The following is an 18929-nucleotide window of genomic DNA, read 5'->3' as shown; positions in this document are numbered from 1 at the left end:
CTAATGGACAAATTCAGGCAGCTGGCCAGTGGGTAAGTGTATAGAAAGCCTTTTCAGCTTTTCAACTGAAAGCTTCACCCTGTACCCGGTTTGCCACCTGCCTATAAATTAAGTTGCAGCTTTATAACGGATTTTAGACAGCTCGTATGACATTTTTTTGAAGCGATCCGTCACAATTTAGCTCATGTACATCCCGCCGTTCACCGGGATTGTAGCCCCAGTCACGTATGCCGCACCGTCGGATGCCAGGAAAGCGACCACATTCGCGATCTCTTGAGCCTGGCCCAGACGGCCCAGCGGAATCTGCGTCAGCAAGCCTTCACGCTGTGCTTCCGGCAGTTCGCGGGTCATATCGGTGTCGATGAACCCTGGGGCCACCGAGTTGACCGTAATCGACCGCGAACCGACTTCACGCGCCAATGCACGGCTGAAACCTTCCAGGCCGGCCTTGGCGGCTGCATAGTTTACTTGGCCTGCGTTGCCCATGGCACCCACTACGGAGCCAATATTGATAATTCGACCCCAACGGGCCTTGGTCATGCCGCGCAAAACACCCTTGGACAGGCGAAACAGACTGTTCAGGTTGGTATCGACCACGTCGTACCATTCGTCGTCTTTCATGCGCATCATCAGGTTATCGCGGGTGATACCGGCGTTGTTCACCAGAATCGCCGGCGCACCGAACTGTGCGGTGATCTCGACCAGTACGGCAGCCACGGACTCATCGCTGGTCACGTTCAGCTCAAGGCCGGTGCCTTGAACGCCGTTTTCCTTCAGGGTCGCGGCGATACGCTCGGCGCCCGAAGCGGAAGTGGCGGTGCCGATCACGACGGCACCCTGACGGCCCAGTTCCAGGGCGATGGCCTGGCCAATGCCACGGCTCGCGCCGGTAACCAGTGCAACTTTACCTTGCAGACTCATGCAGGCTTCTCCTAAGTTCGGGATCAGGCCAGCGCCGCACGAGCGGCAGCGAAGGCATCCGGGGTATTGAGGTTGGCAGTCGACACGCCGTCGGCGCAGCGCTTGTTCAGGCCAGCCAGGACTTTGCCAGGGCCGCACTCGACCAGCTCGGTGGCGCCATTGGCGGCCAGGGTCTGGACCGACTCGACCCAGCGCACAGGCTTGTAGAGTTGCTCCAGCAGGTCACGCTTGAGGGTGTCGAGGTCGGCGGCCACGGCCGCGCTGACGTTCTGCACCAGCGGAATCTGTGGCGCCTGCCAGTTGATGGCGGCGATGGACTCGGCAAAACGCTCGGCAGCCGGGCGCATCAGCTCGCAGTGCGACGGCACGCTCACCGGCAACGGCAATGCACGCTTGGCACCCCGCGCCTTGCAGCCTTCGATGGCACGCTCGACGGCCGCCCTGGCACCGGCGATCACCACCTGGCCTGGGGAGTTGAAGTTTACCGCGCTGACCACTTCGCCCTGGGCCGCTTCGACGCAGGCTTCGATCACGACAGCATCGTCCAGCCCCAGGATAGCGGCCATGCCGCCCTGCCCTGCCGGAACGGCTTCCTGCATCAGCTGTCCACGACGCTCGACCAGCTTGACCGCTTCAGCAAGGGTCAGGCTGCCCGCCGCCACCAGGGCGCTGTATTCGCCCAGGCTATGACCTGCGACGAACGCCGGACGCGCGCCGCCTTCGGCCAACCACAGGCGCCACAGGGCGATCGAAGCGGTCAGGATGGCTGGCTGGGTTTTATCGGTTTGATTGAGCTGCTCTTCCGGCCCCTGTTGGGTCAGCGCCCACAGGTCGTAACCCAGGGCCTCGGAAGCTTCCTTGAACGTGTCCAGGATCAGCGGGTATTGCGCGCCCAGCTCGGCCAACATGCCGAGGGACTGCGAACCCTGCCCTGGAAAGACGAATGCGAGGGATGTAGACATGTAACAAGCCCCTAATGATCTGGTCGTCGGAAATGGTCGCTCCTCGGTGGGAGCGTACGAAACTGACAGATTGGATGGTCAATTGAACTGGCCGGTCACATTTAAGCATTCCCCGGCCGATTCGCCTAAGGCAACAGGTCCTCGAGACGGCCGTGCAAGCGTTGCGGCAGGTTTTCCTGGATCTCGATCAAGGCCCGCGCAATCGCACTTTGAAACCCCTCCACGCCTGCCGAACCATGGCTCTTCACCACAATGCCTTGCAGGCCGAGAAAACTCGCACCATTGTGCCGCGCAGGTGCCAGATCAGCCTGCAACCGGCGCATCAACGGCAGCGCCAGGGCCCCCACCAGGCGCGATGCCAGACTCTGCTTGAACAACGCCTCGATACGCGAGGCGATCATGGTCGCCAGCCCTTCGCTGGATTTAAGCAGGATATTGCCGACAAACCCATCACACACCACCACATCCGCTTCGCCACGGTATAAACCATCACCCTCGACAAAGCCGATGTAGTTCAGGCCTCGCGCACCTTGCAGCAAGGTCGCGGCAAGCTTGACCTGCTGGTTGCCCTTGATGTCTTCGGTGCCGATATTCAGCAAGGCCACCCGCGGACGAGCCACGCCCAGCGCTTCGGCGGCCACCGAGCCCATCACGGCAAACTGGAACAGGTGCTCGGCACTGCAATCGACGTTCGCGCCCAGGTCCAGCAATTGGCAATAGCCCTTCTGCGTCGGAATCGCCGCCACCATTGCCGGCCGATCAATGCCAGGCAGCGTCTTGAGCACATGCCGCGACAACGCCATCAACGCCCCAGTGTTGCCGGCGCTGACACAGGCTTGCACCTTGCCATCACGCAGCAGCTCCAAGGCCACCCGCATCGAAGAATCAGGCTTGCCGCGCAGGGCCGTCGCCGGTTTCTCATCCATGGTGATGGTTTCGCTGGCTGGCGTAATCGTCAGGCGCGCGCGATCCACCGCCGGATGGCTGGCAATCAGTTCTTCAAGGAGGGAGGGTTGACCGACGAGGGTCAGGTGCAGCGAGGGCGTGGCAGACAGGCTGGCAATGCAGGCCTGAACAATGCTGCGGGGACCGAAGTCCCCGCCCATTGCGTCAATCGCGATGACTTGAGCAGACAAGTGATTACTCGTCAGCGCCCTTGTCGATCACTTTACGGCCACGGTATACACCTTCTGGCGATACGTGGTGACGCAGGTGAATTTCACCGGTGGTTTTTTCTACAGACAGAGAGCTTGCCGTCAGGGCATCGTGGGAACGACGCATGTCACGGGCAGAGCGGGATTTTTTGTTCTGCTGAACAGCCATAATTGATTAACTCCTAAACGTTTGGGTCACGCTTTAACTGCGCCAATACACTGAACGGGTTGGACCGCGTTACCTCGTCCTCGCTCGGTTCGGACTCGTCATCGAGACCCGCCGGCTGCTGGCATTCTTCCGGATGATGAGCAGGCACAATGGGCAAGGCGAGCAGAAGCTCCTCCTCGATCAGTGCATGCAGATCCAAAGGATCTTCGCCCAGTTCCAGCACGTCATAACCTTTCGGCAACGACTGGGTATTCGCACCCTCCTTTACCACAGCATAACTGCACTCGCTGTGAATCGGCAGGGTGACCAGCTCAAGACAACGCTGGCAAACCATTTTGACCTCGGTGTCGATAAAACTGTGAATTACCACAGATTTACGTTCATCTCGTTCAAAAACGAATTTGGCCTGCACCGTACCGACAGTGTCGGAAAGCGGGTCGCAGAGTCTCTCCAAATCGGCCAGCAGCAACTCACCTTGAAGGGAAGTGCCACGATCAGCCAATTTGCGCGGGTCAACGTGAGGTGGAATCGGGTCATTCAACATAGGCGCAGCATTATAGGGATGCACCCAGCCATGTCAAAGGAAATTCAGCCCTGTGCGTCGGCCGGTCGCCCCGCTAGAATCGGCGGCTGCCCTGAGGAGACGTATATGCTGCCTTTATTACTCGCTTCCAGCTCGGTTTATCGCCGGGAATTGCTCAGCCGCCTGCACCTGCCATTCATCTGCAGCTCGCCGGATATCGACGAAAGCCATGCTGCAAACGAGTCCGCCACAGACCTGGTCAAACGCCTGGCCGAACAGAAAGCCCGTGCCCTCGCCGCCAGCCACCCCGGCCACCTGATCATCGGATCGGACCAGGTCGCCGCGCTGGAAGGCCGCATCATCGGCAAGCCTCACACCTTCGAAAATGCGCGCGAGCAGTTATTGGCCGCCAGTGGCAAGCGTGTCAGCTTCCTCACCGGCCTGGCCCTGTTGAACAGCGAGACGGGGCACTGCCAGGTCGACTGCGTGCCCTTTACCGTGCACATGCGCGAGCTGGATGCAGCGCGCGTCGAACGCTACCTGCGGCTCGAGCAGCCGTATGACTGCGCGGGCAGCTTCAAGGCTGAAGGGTTGGGCGTGAGCCTCTTCCAGAGCACCGAAGGGCCGGACGCGACCAGCCTGGTCGGCTTACCGCTGATTCGGCTGGTGGACATGCTGCTCAGCGAAGGCGTGCAAATCCCTTAAGAACACTGCTAAACCAAATATGGGAAGGGGGGGGCAAGCCCCCTCCCACATTTTGATCTACGACAGACTTGAGATATTAACGCAGCGTCGGGCCCTGGAAGCCCATGTACAGCGCCAGCTTCTCAGCCACGCTGGCGCCGAGCTTCTTGGAGAAACGATCAAACGGCGATTCTTCAACGGTGAAGTCCACCAGTTCTTTCTCGCCGACCACATCCCGCGCCACCGAACTGGCACTGCCCAAACCATCGATCAGCCCCAGCGGCAATGCTTGCTCCCCCGACCACACCAACCCGGAGAACAACTCCGGATGATCTTTGTCCTTCAGGCGATCCCCACGGCCCTGCTTCACGCTGGCGATGAACTGGCGATGGGTGGTATCGAGCACTCCCTGCCAGAACTGGGTTTCATCGGCTTTTTGCGGCTGGAACGGATCAAGGAACGACTTGTGCTCGCCCGAGTTGTAGGTACGACGCTCAACCCCCAGCTTCTCCATGGCACCGACAAAGCCGTAGCCGGCCGCCGTCACACCAATGGAGCCGACAAGACTGGCCTTGTCGGCGTAGATCTGGTCGGCGGCACTGGCAATGTAATACGCGCCCGAGGCGCCCAGGTCGGAAATCACCGCGTACAACTTGATATCCGGGTGCAGGCCGCGCAGGCGGCGAATCTCGTCATACACATAGCCCGACTGCACCGGGCTGCCGCCTGGGCTGTTGATGCGCAGGATCACGCCCTTGACCTTGGGGTCTTCAAACGCGGCACGCAGACTGCTGACGATATTGTCGGCGCTGGCAGGTTCCTTGTCGGCAATCACCCCCCGCACTTCGATCAACGCGGTGTAGTTGGCGCCACGGGTCGCGCTCTTTTCCATGTCCATCAGCGGGCTGAACAGCGCCAGCATGAGCAACAGGTAAGTGAAGGTCAGCAACTTGAAGAAAATCCCCCAGCGCCGCGCACGGCGTTGCTCCTGGACGCTGGCCAGGAGTGTCTTCTCCAGCAATTTCCAGCTCTTGTCGTCACCGCTTTCAGCCTTTTCAGGCGCTTTCCACTCGTCACTCATGCCATCAACCCCAGCAAAGACTTATTGGGCCCGACCGAGCCAGGCCTGCAATTCAGAAAAATGATCAATCGTGACCCTCGGCTCGTATTGCTGCAACGCCTCGGCGGACTGGGCGCCATAGCTGACTGCCACGCTGTCCATGCCGGCGTTGCGCGCCATCATCAGGTCAAAGGAAGCATCACCCACCATCAACGCCTCGCGCGGCGACACACCGCAATGGGCAAGGATCTGCTCCAGCATCAGAGGGTGAGGTTTGCTGGCGGTTTCATCTGCGGCACGGGTGATGTCGAAATAATCCTCCCAGCCATGGGCGCTGAGCACCCGGTCCAGCCCGCGGCGGGCCTTGCCGGTGGCGACGGCCAAGTGATAGCCCTCGGCGCGAAAAGCCTCCAGCGACTGCGCCACACCCTCGAACAACGGCGAAGGTGTGGCCTCCAGCGCAATGTAGTGATCCGCGTAATGCTCGCGGAACGTCACCAGCTCAGCGTCGCTGATCTCGGGGTACAAGGTGCGGATCGCCTCAGGCAAGCCAAGGCCGATAATGCCTTTGACCGCCAGGTCAGTGCACAACTCGAAGCCCGAGCGGGTCGAAGCCCTGTGCATCGACTCGACAATCCGACCAATGGAATTACACAGGGTGCCGTCCCAATCGAAAATCAGCAGCTTGTAGTCAAGGTGCGACACTCAAACGCTCCACGGTCTTGGCCCACATCTCATCGACCGGCGCCTGCAGCTTCAGCTCGCCGCCGTCAGGCAGCGGCACGGTGAGCATGTAGGCGTGCAGGAACAGGCGCTTGCCGCCCAGGTCACGGATTTCCTTGGAGAAATCCTCGTCGCCGTACTTGGTATCGCCGGCGATGCAGTGACCGGCGTGCAGGGTGTGCACACGAATCTGGTGGGTACGCCCCGTCACTGGCTTGGCCTCGACCATGGTGGCGAAATCACCGAAACGACGCAGCACCTTGAACAGGGTCAGGGCTTCCTTGCCCTCCTCGTCCACTTCGACCATGCGCTCGCCGGAACGCAGGTTGCTCTTCTGCAACGGCGCGCGGACGCTCTTGATCGAGCTGGCCCAGTTGCCGCGCACCAGCGCCATGTAGCGCTTGTCCACGCCATCGCCGCGCAGGGCGGTGTGCAGGTGGCGCAACATGCTGCGCTTCTTGGCGATCATCAACAGCCCAGAGGTGTCGCGGTCCAGGCGGTGAACCAGTTCCAGCTCCTTGCAATCCGGGCGCAACTGACGGAAGGCTTCGATCACCCCGAAATTCAGGCCGCTGCCACCGTGAACCGCAATACCGCAGGGCTTGTTGATCACGATCAGCTTGTTGTCTTCGAAGACAATCGATGCCTCAAGGCGCTGCAACAGGCCCTGGGCCAATGGCACGGGCTCATCGCGTTCAGGCACGCGCACGGGCGGCACACGGACAATATCGCCCGCCTGCAACTTGTACTCAGGCTTGATGCGGCCCTTGTTCACGCGCACTTCGCCTTTGCGCAAGATGCGGTAGATCAAGGTCTTGGGCACACCCTTGAGCCTGGCCAGGAGAAAATTATCGATGCGTTGGCCGGCATATTCCGGCGAGACCTCGAGCAGCTGGACGCTGGGGGTCTGGGGGGCGGTAGTCGTCATGGCGGCGATGATAACAATTTTTTATGGAATTGAAGCACTTAATCATTACTGCTATAGTCGCGAACGCCGCCAAAAGCGGCCTGGGCAGAGGACTAGCGGCAAACTGCCGGCCCTGACCATCGCAATTCATCAGGACGCGAGGCCGTCCTACGGGGCTTTCGCCACCCTGGAAGGCTCGAGATTGTAACAAGCGCAGGTGACATGAGGCCTGAAGCGAGTGCAGAAAGCAGAGTGAATACTCGCGTTCTGCGCCGATATTTACGGCCAGTTCACAAAGTGCAGTCAGTCTTGAGCCGGACCACGGCGAATGCTTCGGAAACAACGCCTGTTAAGAGCTGAGTGTGAGCGCAGTCGCCCACATTCAGTCTTGTTTAGCCATGAGCGTGGACTCCCCATTGGAGAACACGGTAAATGCCAACCCGCTGCGGATTCTGCGCGCGGCAGCACCCGAATTATCAGGGATACGTGTAGGGTGGAGATGCACAACCGTCGGACCGTGTAGCACTAGGCTTATATTTAGACGCTTCATCTCGTCCACAGTCGCCGGTTGATTCCTCCTCCTGACCTTAGCTTTTGTTGAAGTGGTGCCTTTGTCACCACCGCTAACAAGCAGGACGCGTCCGTCGCGATACCGGCCCAATTGGCCGATTTTGCTGGACACTGGAGTGGCCAACCACTCTTGACGCACCTGACACCGACCGTGAGAAGTCGTGTGTGCCGAACGCCGTTTCCGGCAGCCCGGAAACCGACGGTACAACATGAAAAGAATGCTGATTAACGCAACTCAACCCGAAGAGTTGCGTGTTGCACTGGTAGATGGCCAACGCCTCTACGACCTGGACATCGAATCCGGTGCACGCGAGCAAAAGAAGGCCAACATCTATAAAGGCCGTATTACTCGCATCGAACCAAGCCTTGAGGCTGCCTTTGTCGATTTCGGCTCCGAGCGCCACGGCTTCCTGCCCCTCAAAGAAATCTCCCGCGAATACTTCAAGAAATCCCCCGAAGGCCGCGTAAACATCAAGGACGTCCTGAGCGAAGGCCAGGAAGTCATCGTTCAGGTCGAAAAAGAAGAACGTGGCAACAAGGGCGCCGCCCTGACCACCTTCATCAGCCTGGCCGGCCGTTACCTCGTGCTGATGCCGAACAACCCGCGTGCCGGCGGCATCTCCCGTCGCATCGAAGGCGAAGAGCGCAACGAACTGCGTGAAGCGCTGAACGGCCTGATCGCACCGGCCGACATGGGCCTGATCGTGCGCACTGCCGGCCTGGGCCGCAGCAGCGAAGAAATGCAGTGGGACCTCGACTACCTGCTGCAACTGTGGACCGCCATCAAAGAAGCCTCCCTGGATCGTTCCGCGCCGTTCCTGATCTACCAGGAAAGCAACGTGATCATCCGCGCCATCCGCGATTACCTGCGCCAGGACATCGGCGAAGTGCTGATCGACAGCGTCGAAGCCCAGGACGAAGCCCTGACCTTCATCCGCCAGGTGATGCCGCAGTACGCCAGCAAGATCAAGCTGTACGAAGACAGCGTGCCGCTGTTCAACCGTTTCCAGATCGAAAGCCAGATCGAGACCGCTTTCCAGCGTGTGGTCGAACTGCCTTCCGGCGGCTCCATCGTGATCGACCCGACCGAAGCCCTGGTGTCCATCGACATCAACTCGGCGCGCGCCACGAAGGGTAGCGACATCGAAGAAACCGCCCTGCAGACCAACCTGGAAGCGGCTGAAGAAATCGCCCGCCAGCTGCGCCTGCGCGACATCGGCGGCCTGATCGTGATCGACTTCATCGACATGACCCCCGCCAAGAACCAGCGCGCCGTGGAAGAGAAAGTCCGCGAATGCCTGGAAGCTGACCGTGCCCGCGTGCAAGTCGGCCGCATCTCGCGCTTCGGCCTGCTGGAAATGTCCCGTCAGCGCCTGCGTCCATCCCTGGGCGAGAGCAGCGGCATCGTCTGCCCGCGTTGCAACGGCACCGGCATCATCCGTGACGTTGAATCGCTGTCCCTGGCGATCCTGCGCCTGATCGAAGAAGAAGCCCTGAAAGACCGCACCGCCGAAGTCCGCGCGCAAGTGCCGATCCCGGTCGCAGCCTTCCTGCTCAACGAAAAACGCAACTCGATCACCAAGATCGAACTGCGCACCCGTGCCCGTATCGTGATCCTGCCGAACGATCACCTCGAGACGCCGCACTTCGAAGTACAGCGCCTGCGTGACGACAGCCCGGAAGCCCACAGCGGCCAGTCCAGCTACGAAATCGCTGCCGCCGCCGCCGAAGTGGAAGAAGTCCAGCCAGCCGCCGCGACCCGCACCCTGGTGCGCCAGGAAGCCGCCGTGAAAACCGCGCCAGCCCGTGCCAACGCACCGGTGCCGGTTGAAGCCGCTGCCCCGGTTGCCGCACCGGCCGCCCTGCCTGAGCCGAGCCTGTTCAAGGGCCTGGTGAAGTCGCTGGTCAGCCTGTTCGCCACCAAGGAAGAGCCTGCGGCACCGGTCGTGGTTGAAAAACCTGCGACCGAACGCCCAGCACGCAACGAAGAGCGTCGCAACGGTCGCCAGCAGAGCCGTAACCGCAACGGTCGCCGTGACGAAGAGCGCAAGCCACGTGAAGAACGTGCGCCTCGCGAAGAACGCGCACCACGTGAAGAGCGTGCACCTCGCGAAGCGCGTGAAGAAACCCCGGCTGTAGCCCGTGAAGAACGTGCACCGCGTGAAGAGCGCGCACCACGTACCCCACGTGCTCCGCGTGAAGATCGCAAGCCGCGTGGCGAGCGTGAAGAACGCGTGCGTGAACTGCGCGAGCCATTGGATGCCGCCCCTGCCGTTGCAGGTGTTGCAGCCGCTGCCGCTGAAGAGCGTCCAGCTCGCCAGCCGCGCGAAGAGCGTGCACCACGTGAAGAGCGCCAGCCGCGTCCACCGCGTGAAGAGCGTCAACCACGTGCCGAGCAAGCCGCTGCCGCCAGCGAAGAAGAAGTACTGGCCGGCGAAGAGCAATTGCAGGAAGACGGCCAGGACAACGCCGAAGGCGATCGTCCACGCCGCCGCTCCCGTGGCCAGCGTCGTCGCAGCAACCGCCGTGAGCGTCAGCGTGATGCCAATGGCAATGTGATCGAGGGCTCGGAAGAGGCCGGCGAGAACGCAGAAGGCGCCACCCACGAACCGACCGGTGCCGAACTGGCTGCCGGCCTGGCCGTTACCGCAGCGGTTGCCAGCTCGGTGATCAGCGCACCGGCTGAAGCCCAGGCTCACGAACAGGCTGAACGCGCGACTGCTGCTGTCGAAGAAACCGTTGCCGTTGAGGCGCCAGTTGCCGAGACCCCAGCGGTTGAAACACCGGTCGTTGAAGCAACTACCCCTGTCGAAGCCCCAGTGGTTCCGGAAGTGGAAGTGGCACCGACCCGCGACGCCCAGCCAGAAACCGAAGTGGTTGCAGTTGAAGCCGCTCCGGTGGTTGAGCCTCAGCCAGTGGTTGAAGCGGCTGTTGAAGCCCCGGTAATCGAAGAAGCTGCCCCGGCGGTGCGTGAAGTTCGCGAAGAACAGACCGCCTTCCAGTGGACTGCCGAACCTGCCGCCCCGGTTGAAGCACCAGCGCCTGCACCGGTGGTAGAAGAAGCGCCTGCGCCGGTTGCCGAAGCAGTGGTCGCCGAGCCTGCGCCAGCCGTCGAGGCTGCGCCAGTGGTGGTTGAAGCCCCGGTGGTTGCCGAAGCCCCCGTGGTAGAAGCCGCACCAGCCAGCGCCCTGACCGAAAACGGCCGTGCGCCGAACGACCCACGTGAAGTGCGTCGTCGTCGCAAGGAAGCTGAGGCAGCTGCCGCGGCTGCTGCGGCTGCCGCTCCAGCCGTAGTCGAAGCTGTCGAGGCGCCAGCCCCGGTTGCTGAAACCGTGGTTGAGCACACTGCTGCTGAAGCAGTGGTAGAGCACAAGGCCCTGGAAGAAGAACACGAGCCTAAACCCCTCGTCTGATTCCATCCGCCACTAAAAAGCCCCGCCTGAGTGATCAGGCGGGGCTTTTTTATACAATCTCGAAAACAGAGAAGATCAAATTTAGTCGGGGTTAAAACTTAACCGTTTCGGCAGATCCACATCCCACAGAACACCCGCATCTTCCACCTGCACTTCCCACACCCGGGCACGTGCGAACAATGGCTTGCCTCCACGATCCCCGGTCAGCGCCATCAAGTCCGGACCAAAAGCACGACCAAAGGCCACCGGATGCCCATAGTCACCCGCGTGCACCGGCACGCTGATGCCATCCTCCTCCAGCACGTCAATCACCCGTTCAATGCTCGATGATTGGATAAACGGCATATCCCCCAACACCACCAGCCAGCCATCCGCCGAGGCACTGGCCGCGACGGCTGCGGCGATGCTCTCGCCCATGCCGGCTGACTGCAGCAGCAAGACCTGGCAGCCATACGCCTGGGCCAACCGAATGACCTCCGTGCGATCCGGCGTGGTCACCAGCCAGCGCGCCACCAGGCGATCCGGCAAATTCACCAATACCTGCTCGATCACCGGACGCATCACCCCATCACGGCCCACGCAATCGGCGAGCAACTTATCCTGGTCAGCCCCCGCCTCGGCTCGGAACCGGCTGCCCCGGCCCGCCGCCAAGACAATCGCCGCCACCATTACTCAGCAACCACCGGCAGGGGCTTTTTCTGCATCGGCGCCACGCCGTTCTTGATCGCGACAATTTCCGCCATCAACGACAAGGCGATCTCCGCCGGCGTATGGCTACCGATATGCAGGCCAATCGGCCCATGTAGACGCGCAATCGCATCCGTCGACAATCCCAGCGCCGCCAGGTTCTCGCGACGCGTCTGGCTATTGACCCGCGAACCCAGCGCACCGATGTAGAAGGCACTGGAGTTCAGCGCCGTCAGCAACGCCATATCATCAAGGCGCGGATCATGGGTCAGGCAGACAATGGCCGTGCGCTCGTCGGTCTGGATGTTCAGCACCGCCTCATCAGGCATACCCGGCACGAAGCGACCGTGCTGCTCTTCCCAGCCGTAGACAAACTCACTACGCGGATCGCATATGAGTACTTCGAAATCCAGCAGGCGCGCCATTTCCGCCACGTAGCGCGACAGTTGCCCGGCACCGATCAACAGCAGACGCCAGCGCGGGCCATAGATAGCCCGCAGGCGTTCGCCATCGAAGGTGACCACATCGGTCTTGTTCGCACTGCTCAACGTGACTTCGCCGGAGACCAGGTCCAGTTCCCGCGCGACAATTTCATGCGCCTCGCAACGCTCCAGCAACTGCGCGACCCAGGCCCAGTCTTGCACCCGCTCTTCGGTCAAGCGCAAGGTGCCGCCGCATGGCAGGCCGAAACGCGCCGCCTCGTCGCGCGTCACGCCGTAGGTCACCAACTGCACCGCCGGCCCGTCGTGCGTCAAGCGACCATCCTGCAAGCGGGCGATCAAGTCGTCCTCGATGCAACCGCCGGACACCGAGCCGATCACCACGCCATCCCCCCGCAACGCCAGCATGGCGCCGGGTGGACGCGGCGCGCTGCCCCAGGTCTGGACAACGCTATACAACACCACCTGCTGCCCGGCGCGGCGCCATTCGAGCACGCTGCGCAGGACATTCAAATCAACACTGTCCATATATCCTCCTGCCAGTCTGCGTTTGGAACATGCCGCGTAGCGCGAATTTCATCAGTCGCTGACTCTAAGTGAAAATATTGCAAAAAAGTAATCCCGCACAAACGCAAACGCCCCGAACCAGTCGGGGCGTTTGCGGATAGCTGTCGGCGCGGATTTCACGCCATCAGCGGTTTACTTGATCACAGGGGCTGGGCCCTCGGCCACGCCCAGGTCATCGACTTCGCGGGTTTCAGAGATACCGGTACCGCCGGATGCCAGCTCGCTTTGCAGCTTGTCGGTGTCCAGTTCCTTGACCCACTTGGCCACAACGAGGGTAGCAACGGCGTTACCCACCAGGTTGGTCAGTGCACGGGCTTCGGACATGAAGCGGTCGATACCCAGGATCAGCGCCAGGCCGGCAACCGGCAGGTGGCCGACAGCCGACAGGGTGGCAGCCAGAACGATGAAGCCACTGCCGGTCACGCCAGCAGCGCCTTTGGAGGACAGCAGCAGCACCAGCAGCAGGGTGATCTGGTGGGTGATGTCCATGTGGGTGTCAGTCGCCTGGGCGATGAACACGGCCGCCATGGTCAGGTAGATCGAGGTACCGTCGAGGTTGAACGAGTAACCGGTCGGGATTACCAGGCCGACTACGGATTTCTTCGCGCCCAGACGCTCCATCTTGATCAGCATGCGTGGCAGTGCGGATTCGGAGGAGGACGTACCCAGAACGATCAGCAGTTCTTCACGGATGTAGCGGATCAGTTTGATCACGCTGAAACCGTGGGCGCGGCAGATACCGCCCAGCACCACCAGCACGAACAGCAGGCAAGTGATGTAGAAGCAGATCATCAACTGGCCCAACTGCACCAGGGAACCTACACCGTAGGCACCGATGGTGAACGCCATGGCGCCCAGGGCACCGATTGGCGCGAGCTTCATGATCATGTTGATGATGTTGAACATCACGTGGGCGAAGCGATCGATGAAGTCCAGGACCGGCTTGCCGTAGGCACCCAGACGATGCAGGGCGAAACCGAAGATCACCGAGAACATCAGCACTTGCAGGATGTCGCCGTTGGCGAAGGCGCCGACGATGGTGTTCGGGATCACATTGAGGATAAAGCCAACGATGCTCTGGTCTTTACCGGCAGTGACGTAGGCCGCCACTTTGGAAGCGTCCAGGGTTGCCACGTCGATGTGCATGCCGGCGCCCGGTTGCACAACGTTCACCACGATCAAGCCGATCAGCAGTGCGATGGTAGAAACGATTTCGAAGTACAGCAGCGCGTAGCCGCCGGTTTTGCCGACCGATTTCATGCTTTGCATGCCGGCGATGCCGCTGACAACGGTGCAGAAGATGATCGGGGCGATGACCATTTTGATCAGCTTGATGAAGCCGTCACCCAGTGGCTTGAGCGCCACACCGGTCTGCGGGTAGAAATGACCGAGCAAAATACCGATAACGATTGCAACGATCACCTGGAAATACAGGGATTTGTAGATTGGCTGACGAGTCGTCATTGCAAAATTCCTCAATCGTCCCGTGTGGCAAATATCCGCCATTGCCCACGACACTTGAATTGCGAACCCTCCTGCACTGGAGGGATTTGTTGTTTGCGAAGCCTGTAGGACCAGGCCTGCGCTGTAATCCTTATCGCAAACGCCGTGCCACTTTGCTGAAAACCCCTGGGGGCCTTAAGACATCAGGGCTGCGGATTTCAAAGCCGCCACCAATGTGCCGAATCGGCTGGCGGATTTCCGCCACGCCGCCCAATCCCGTCCTACAATTTGGCGGATATCCGCCTTGTCGCCCTGCCGAGTGATGACTACCATCCGCCATTCCATGGACGAGGGCCCCGCATGCGTGAACGTACCATCGCCAGCCATTACGCACGGGCAGCCCTGGGCGGTGCGCGTCGAGCCGGTTACGACTATTCGGGCCTGTTGCAACAGCTGGGCATCACCCCCGAACTGTTGGCCGAACCCCGCGCCCGCATTGCACCGGAGCAATTCACCCGGCTGCTGCAAATGCTCTGGCTGGCTTTGGACGATGAGTACCTGGGGTTCGCCGACGGCCCGAGCAAACGCGGCACCTTCGCCATGATGTGCCATGCGCTGATCCACTGCCGCACCCTGGAGAAGGCTCTGGAACGCGGCTTATTATTTTATAGCCTATTCCCGCAAGGCCCGCGCTGGCAGCTGACACGGGAAGGCGAAATGGCCCGCCTGAGCCTGGATGACTCTCAACTGTGGGACCCGGATCACTTCCTCAGCGAATGCCTGCTGGTGATCTGGCACCGCCTGGGCAGTTGGCTGATTGGCCAGCGCATTCGTTTGCACCAGGCCACGTTCAGCTACCCGATGCCGGCCCACGCCGGTGAATATGACCTGCTGTTTCCCTGCGCCCAGGTGTTCGGTGCAGCGCACAGCAGCCTGGTGTTTCCCGCCCGCTACCTGAGCCTGCCGCTGTTGCAGGACGAACGCACCCTCAAGCATTTCCTCGAGCGCTCCCCCGCCGACCTGCTGTCACGCCCGGATGAAGGCGACAGTTTGAGCAGCCAGTTGCGGCGCTTGTTGAGCCGCGACCGCACGCCTTGGCCAGACCTGGAGGCCGTCGCCCAGCACTTGCACGTCAGCCCGCAAACCCTGCGCCGACATTTGCGCGAAGAAGGCACCAGCTTTCAGGCGCTCAAGGATGAATTGCGGCGGGACATCGCCATCTACCACCTGGGGCGGGCGGACTTGTCCTTGCAGGCGATCGCCGAGCAATTGGGGTTCTCAGAACCGTCGGCGTTTCATCGGGCGTTCAAGAAGTGGACGGGGCTGACACCGGGGGCCTACCGGGCGCAGGAGAGCTAGCGCTGCGTCGTGTGTGAGGGCCTCATCGGGGCAAGCCCCCTCCCACCTTTGACTGTGCTTACAAAGTTTGATCTGCGAATAAGTTCAAAATGTGGGAGGGGGCTTGCCCCCGATAGGGCCAGCCCAGCCACTACAGTTCACAAGGCCGGAAAGTGAATCTTGAACGCCGCCCCACCCAGCGGCGAATCCCCCAGGGTCAGTCGTGCGCCGTAGCTTTCTATGATGTCCTTGACCACCGCCAACCCGATCCCCTGCCCCGGATGCTGACGGTCCAGGCGCTCGCCCCGCTGCAGGATCCGTGCACGCTGGTCCGGTGGCACTCCGGGGCCGTCGTCCTCGATGCACAACTCGAGCCCTTCGGAATTTTCCACCAGGCTGACGCGCACTTCACTCAGGCACAACCGATAGGCGTTTTCCAGCAGGTTGCCGAGCAACTCAAGCAGGGCGCCCTTCTCGATCGGTACATCGCATTCGTCCGGCAGCTCAAAGGACACCGTGACGCCCTTGTCGCGGTAGACCTTGCCCAGGGTATCGCAGAGGCTTTGCACTACCGGTTCCAGGCGCACCTGATGGCGCACCAGGCCGCTTTTGCGCAGGCTGGCACGCTGCAGCTGGTAGCCGATCTGCTGGCTCATGCGTTCGATCTGGGATTGCAGCACCCAGGCCTGGTCGCGATCTTCCGGACGTTGCGCCATGTCTTCGCTCACGCTTTGCAACACGGCGAGTGGCGTTTTCAGGCTGTGGGCCAGGTCATCGAGGGAGTCGCGGTAACGTGCCCGTTGTTCGCGCTCGCTATGCAGCAGGCGGTTAAGGGAGCCGGTGAGACGCAGCAATTCGCGCGGGTGTTGTTCGGAGAGGCTTTCGCGGGTACCGCCTTCGATCTGGTCAAGCTCCTGGCTCAATCGCCGCAGGGCCTGCAGGCCCCAGGTCAGGCCGAGCCACAGCAAGGTCAGCAACACCAGGAGTGCCGCGCCAAAGCCCAGGTAGAGGTTTTCGCGCAGGCCTTCGAGGGTCAATTGGTATTCGCGCACCGGTTGCAGGGCCACGATACTGAACGCCGCACTCTTGCCGCCGAGCAGCCTGACCTCGACGTCATAGACGAAGAACTCCTGCCCGTCGGCCTCGCGAATCCGCGCAAACTCATTGCCGCGCCCGTCATAGCGCGGCTTGTAGTTGATGTTTTCGTCCCGGGTGGCCCGCGAACGCCACACCAGGTGGCCTTCGCGGTCATAGATATAGCCGAGCAACCGGCTATCGGTGAGGTTGAAGCGTTCATCCGGCAACTGCGCCGGCATCAGCAGGCGATTGTTTTCCACCCGCGCGGCGGAGATCAGGGTGGTGACGTCCGACGCCAGGCGCTGCTCGATGGAATCCTGCAATGCCAGGCTGAACGCGCCCTGCATGGCGGGCAACAGGCCCAGCATAAACAGCACGGCCAGGGTGGCGGCCGCCAGCATCAAGCGCACACGGAGCGAGCGAATCAACGGCAGCGCTCATTGAACAGGTAGCCCAGGCCGCGCACGGTGTCGATCGGCTTGAACCCCGCCGGGCCTTCCAGCTTGCGGCGCAGGCGGCCGACCAGCACTTCAATCACATTCGGATCGCGCTCATCGTCGTCGGGGTAGAGCTGCTCCATCAGGCGGTCCTTGGCGACGACCTGCTGGTGATGGCGCATCAGGTATTCGAGGATGCGATATTCATAGGCGGTCAATGCCAGGGGCTGTTCATCGAGGGATGCCTGCTTGCGGTTGAGGTCCAGCAGCAAGGGCCCGGCGACGATGGTCGACTGGGTAAACCCGCTGGAGCGGCGCAGCAAGGCGTTCATCCGCGCCTCCAGCTCTTCGAACTGGAACGGCTTGACCACATAGTCGTCGGCCCCGGCGGCCAGGCCTTCGACCTTGTCCTGCCAGTTGCCGCGCGCGGTGAGGATCAGGATCGGAAAGGTCTTGGCCTGGCTGCGCAGTTGGCGGATCAGGTCCAGGCCGCCCATGCCGGGCAGGCCCAGGTCGATGATCGCCAGGTCATGGTTGAATTGACCAGTCTGGTACAGGGCCTCTTCGGCATTGGCCACGGCCTCGACCACGTGGCCGCTGTCGGTCAGGCGGGTAAACAGGTGATGGCGCAACAGCGCCTCATCTTCCACCACCAGCAATTTCATAAGGCTCTCCAAAGCAAATCAACTGTCCGACAGAGGGGTATCATAGCGGCCCTGCAGGTCTTGCGGGCGCAGTTTAATGCCGTTGAACCGGCCGGTCAGGTGTTCATAGCCGGCGCGATAGCTCGGCTGCGGGGTGGCCTGGCCCAGGGACTGACCCCAGGGCGTGGGCTGACTGCCAGCATCTTCGATGCTGACGCGCTGCATCAGGATGCTGGATTTCTTGGTTTTCTCACGACCGAATGCGGCAAAGGCACCATCGGAGGCCTGAGCCCCAACAGTGGCACTGAGCATGGTTAAGGCCAACATCAGCTTCTTGATCGCAGTCATGGTGTTACCTCATTACGCGTTTGGCTGTGAGGCCAGACTACGCAAGCGCCCCTGAACTCCCCCTGAACAGGCTTTGAACCTCGCCTGAATCACGGCGGGCTATCCTCTTGCCCATCAACTCGGCAAAATACCGCCCATGACGCCCCTACCCGCTTGCTGCACCCCACTCGACGCCCATTGGCCGCTGCCCGCCCCCTTGCCGGGCACGGTGTTTCTCAGCACCCGGTTCGATCCTGCATTGCTGGCACCCGGCGACTTCCAGCATTGCGCCGTGCCGCCACCGGCGAGTATCCAGCGTTCGGTAGCCAAGCGTCAGGCCGAGTTTCTCGCCGGTCGCCTGTGCGCGCGCGCGGCCCTGCAACAGCTCGATCAGATCAACTGCATCCCTGCGATCGGCGAAGACCGCGCACCGGTGTGGCCCGCCCATATCAGCGGTTCCATTACCCACAGCACCGGGCATGCCGCCGCGATTGTCGGGCACAAGGTACAATGGCGCGGGTTGGGGATGGACCTGGAGAACCTGCTGAGCCTGGAACGGGCCGAGCGCCTGGCCGGGGAGATTCTGACGACGCAAGAGCTGCAGCGTATGGCCGACCTGCCGCGAGAGCAGATCGCCTTGCTGGTGACGCTGACGTTTTCGGTCAAGGAGAGTTTGTTCAAGGCGCTCTACCCGATCGTGCAGAAGCGCTTTTATTTTGAACATGCCGAGGTGGTGGAGTGGTCAGAGGCCGGGCCTGTGCGCTTGCGCTTGCTCACAGACCTGTCCAGCGAGTGGTGCCACGGCAAGGAACTTACCGCGCAGTTTGCGGTGAATGAAGGGCAGTTATTGAGCCTGGTTGCCATCGCCGCTTGATAGACCGAC

At 61.4% G+C, this 18929-nt stretch carries 18 protein-coding genes; 4 read left to right on the top strand and 14 right to left on the bottom strand.

The window, feature by feature from the left end:
* Window positions 1-177: 177 nt before the first annotated feature.
* From fabG to BM416_RS27785, 5 genes are all read right to left on the bottom strand, one after another.
* On the bottom strand, window positions 178-921 hold the full coding sequence (fabG, locus tag BM416_RS27805) for a 3-oxoacyl-ACP reductase FabG (protein WP_092490110.1): 744 nt from the start codon (window positions 919-921) through the stop codon (window positions 178-180).
* Between the two features lie 23 nt (window positions 922-944).
* The gene (gene fabD, locus BM416_RS27800) at window positions 945-1883 is read right to left on the bottom strand and encodes an ACP S-malonyltransferase (RefSeq protein ID WP_092490109.1); all 939 of its coding nucleotides are present in this window, start codon (window positions 1881-1883) and stop codon (window positions 945-947) included.
* Between the two features lie 125 nt (window positions 1884-2008).
* Window positions 2009-3019, bottom strand: a complete 1011-nt coding sequence (gene plsX / locus BM416_RS27795; RefSeq protein ID WP_092490108.1) for a phosphate acyltransferase PlsX — start codon at window positions 3017-3019, stop codon at window positions 2009-2011.
* Between the two features lie 4 nt (window positions 3020-3023).
* Complete coding sequence (rpmF, locus tag BM416_RS27790; RefSeq protein WP_092490107.1) at window positions 3024-3206, bottom strand: 50S ribosomal protein L32; 183 nt, start codon at window positions 3204-3206, stop codon at window positions 3024-3026.
* 13 nt (window positions 3207-3219) lie between these two features.
* Entirely contained in the window at window positions 3220-3750 is a 531-nt protein-coding gene (locus BM416_RS27785) for a YceD family protein (protein WP_027607804.1), read from the bottom strand.
* Between the two features lie 105 nt (window positions 3751-3855).
* On the opposite strand from BM416_RS27785, the gene BM416_RS27780 reads away from it, so the two are divergent.
* Window positions 3856-4434, top strand: coding sequence for a Maf family protein (locus BM416_RS27780; RefSeq protein ID WP_092490106.1), 579 nt, complete (start codon window positions 3856-3858; stop codon window positions 4432-4434).
* A gap of 76 nt (window positions 4435-4510) precedes the next feature.
* Here BM416_RS27780 and BM416_RS27775 read toward each other — a convergent pair whose 3' ends face one another.
* The 3 genes from BM416_RS27775 to rluC are packed head-to-tail and all read right to left on the bottom strand — an operon-like array spanning window position 4511 to window position 7124.
* The gene (locus BM416_RS27775) at window positions 4511-5494 is read right to left on the bottom strand and encodes a S49 family peptidase (protein WP_092490105.1); all 984 of its coding nucleotides are present in this window, start codon (window positions 5492-5494) and stop codon (window positions 4511-4513) included.
* A 21-nt stretch (window positions 5495-5515) separates the two neighbouring features.
* On the bottom strand, window positions 5516-6178 hold the full coding sequence (locus BM416_RS27770; protein ID WP_092490104.1) for an HAD-IA family hydrolase: 663 nt from the start codon (window positions 6176-6178) through the stop codon (window positions 5516-5518).
* Window positions 6165-7124 carry a 23S rRNA pseudouridine(955/2504/2580) synthase RluC gene (gene rluC / locus BM416_RS27765; protein ID WP_065939065.1) on the bottom strand — a complete coding sequence of 320 codons (960 nt, stop codon included), beginning with the start codon at window positions 7122-7124 and terminating at the stop codon, window positions 6165-6167. Before rluC ends, BM416_RS27770 begins: the two co-directional genes overlap by 14 nt.
* 767 nt (window positions 7125-7891) lie before the next feature.
* Between rluC and rne the strand changes: the two genes are divergently transcribed.
* The gene (rne, locus tag BM416_RS27760) at window positions 7892-11086 is read left to right on the top strand and encodes a ribonuclease E (protein ID WP_092490103.1); all 3195 of its coding nucleotides are present in this window, start codon (window positions 7892-7894) and stop codon (window positions 11084-11086) included.
* An 81-nt stretch (window positions 11087-11167) separates the two neighbouring features.
* Here rne and BM416_RS27755 read toward each other — a convergent pair whose 3' ends face one another.
* The 3 genes from BM416_RS27755 to BM416_RS27745 all read right to left on the bottom strand — a co-directional run bounded on the left by BM416_RS27755 (window position 11168) and on the right by BM416_RS27745 (window position 14244).
* Window positions 11168-11755 (bottom strand): nucleotidyltransferase family protein, encoded by a 588-nt coding sequence (locus tag BM416_RS27755; RefSeq protein WP_092490102.1) that lies wholly within the window; start codon window positions 11753-11755, stop codon window positions 11168-11170.
* Entirely contained in the window at window positions 11755-12741 is a 987-nt protein-coding gene (locus tag BM416_RS27750) for an XdhC family protein (RefSeq protein ID WP_092490101.1), read from the bottom strand. Before BM416_RS27750 ends, BM416_RS27755 begins: the two co-directional genes overlap by 1 nt.
* A 171-nt stretch (window positions 12742-12912) precedes the next feature.
* Window positions 12913-14244, bottom strand: a complete 1332-nt coding sequence (locus tag BM416_RS27745; RefSeq protein ID WP_065939069.1) for a dicarboxylate/amino acid:cation symporter — start codon at window positions 14242-14244, stop codon at window positions 12913-12915.
* A gap of 339 nt (window positions 14245-14583) precedes the next feature.
* Here BM416_RS27745 and BM416_RS27740 point away from each other — a divergent pair, with 339 nt between their 5' ends.
* On the top strand, window positions 14584-15582 hold the full coding sequence (locus BM416_RS27740; protein WP_092490100.1) for an AraC family transcriptional regulator: 999 nt from the start codon (window positions 14584-14586) through the stop codon (window positions 15580-15582).
* A gap of 137 nt (window positions 15583-15719) precedes the next feature.
* Here the strand turns inward: BM416_RS27740 and BM416_RS27735 are convergent, their stop codons facing one another.
* From BM416_RS27735 to BM416_RS27725, 3 genes are read right to left on the bottom strand one after another with little or no spacing between them, the layout of a single operon-like run.
* Window positions 15720-17066, bottom strand: a complete 1347-nt coding sequence (locus BM416_RS27735; RefSeq protein WP_065939071.1) for an ATP-binding protein — start codon at window positions 17064-17066, stop codon at window positions 15720-15722.
* Window positions 17063-17740: a response regulator gene (locus BM416_RS27730; protein WP_017138377.1), complete on the bottom strand. Its 678-nt coding sequence runs from the start codon at window positions 17738-17740 to the stop codon at window positions 17063-17065. Before BM416_RS27730 ends, BM416_RS27735 begins: the two co-directional genes overlap by 4 nt.
* A gap of 18 nt (window positions 17741-17758) precedes the next feature.
* Window positions 17759-18067 (bottom strand): hypothetical protein, encoded by a 309-nt coding sequence (locus BM416_RS27725; RefSeq protein ID WP_092490099.1) that lies wholly within the window; start codon window positions 18065-18067, stop codon window positions 17759-17761.
* A gap of 136 nt (window positions 18068-18203) precedes the next feature.
* Between BM416_RS27725 and BM416_RS27720 the strand changes: the two genes are divergently transcribed.
* Window positions 18204-18920: a 4'-phosphopantetheinyl transferase family protein gene (locus BM416_RS27720; RefSeq protein WP_092490098.1), complete on the top strand. Its 717-nt coding sequence runs from the start codon at window positions 18204-18206 to the stop codon at window positions 18918-18920.
* Window positions 18921-18929 lie beyond the last annotated feature (9 nt).

This window comes from Pseudomonas sp. NFACC42-2, from assembly GCF_900116055.1.
GTDB lineage: Bacteria > Pseudomonadota > Gammaproteobacteria > Pseudomonadales > Pseudomonadaceae > Aquipseudomonas > Aquipseudomonas marginalis.
The sequence above is the reverse complement of the archived record's forward strand: the minus strand, read 5'-3'. Positions and strand labels throughout refer to the sequence as shown.

Bases quoted from the DNA above. Each gene is read 5' to 3' on its own strand.
- fabG (WP_092490110.1), bottom strand. From the start codon at position 921: ATGAGTCTGCAAGGTAAAGTTGCACTGGTTACCGGCGCGAGCCGTGGC.
- fabD (WP_092490109.1), bottom strand. From the start codon at position 1,883: ATGTCTACATCCCTCGCATTCGTCTTTCCAGGGCAGGGTTCGCAGTCC.
- rpmF (WP_092490107.1), bottom strand. From the start codon at position 3,206: ATGGCTGTTCAGCAGAACAAAAAATCCCGCTCTGCCCGTGACATGCGT.
- BM416_RS27785 (WP_027607804.1), bottom strand. From the start codon at position 3,750: ATGTTGAATGACCCGATTCCACCTCACGTTGACCCGCGCAAATTGGCT.
- BM416_RS27780 (WP_092490106.1), top strand. From the start codon at position 3,856: ATGCTGCCTTTATTACTCGCTTCCAGCTCGGTTTATCGCCGGGAATTG.
- BM416_RS27775 (WP_092490105.1), bottom strand. From the start codon at position 5,494: ATGAGTGACGAGTGGAAAGCGCCTGAAAAGGCTGAAAGCGGTGACGAC.
- rluC (WP_065939065.1), bottom strand. From the start codon at position 7,124: ATGACGACTACCGCCCCCCAGACCCCCAGCGTCCAGCTGCTCGAGGTC.
- rne (WP_092490103.1), top strand. From the start codon at position 7,892: ATGCTGATTAACGCAACTCAACCCGAAGAGTTGCGTGTTGCACTGGTA.
- BM416_RS27755 (WP_092490102.1), bottom strand. From the start codon at position 11,755: ATGGTGGCGGCGATTGTCTTGGCGGCGGGCCGGGGCAGCCGGTTCCGA.
- BM416_RS27750 (WP_092490101.1), bottom strand. From the start codon at position 12,741: ATGGACAGTGTTGATTTGAATGTCCTGCGCAGCGTGCTCGAATGGCGC.
- BM416_RS27745 (WP_065939069.1), bottom strand. From the start codon at position 14,244: ATGACGACTCGTCAGCCAATCTACAAATCCCTGTATTTCCAGGTGATC.
- BM416_RS27740 (WP_092490100.1), top strand. From the start codon at position 14,584: ATGCGTGAACGTACCATCGCCAGCCATTACGCACGGGCAGCCCTGGGC.
- BM416_RS27730 (WP_017138377.1), bottom strand. From the start codon at position 17,740: ATGAAATTGCTGGTGGTGGAAGATGAGGCGCTGTTGCGCCATCACCTG.
- BM416_RS27725 (WP_092490099.1), bottom strand. From the start codon at position 18,067: ATGACTGCGATCAAGAAGCTGATGTTGGCCTTAACCATGCTCAGTGCC.
- BM416_RS27720 (WP_092490098.1), top strand. From the start codon at position 18,204: ATGACGCCCCTACCCGCTTGCTGCACCCCACTCGACGCCCATTGGCCG.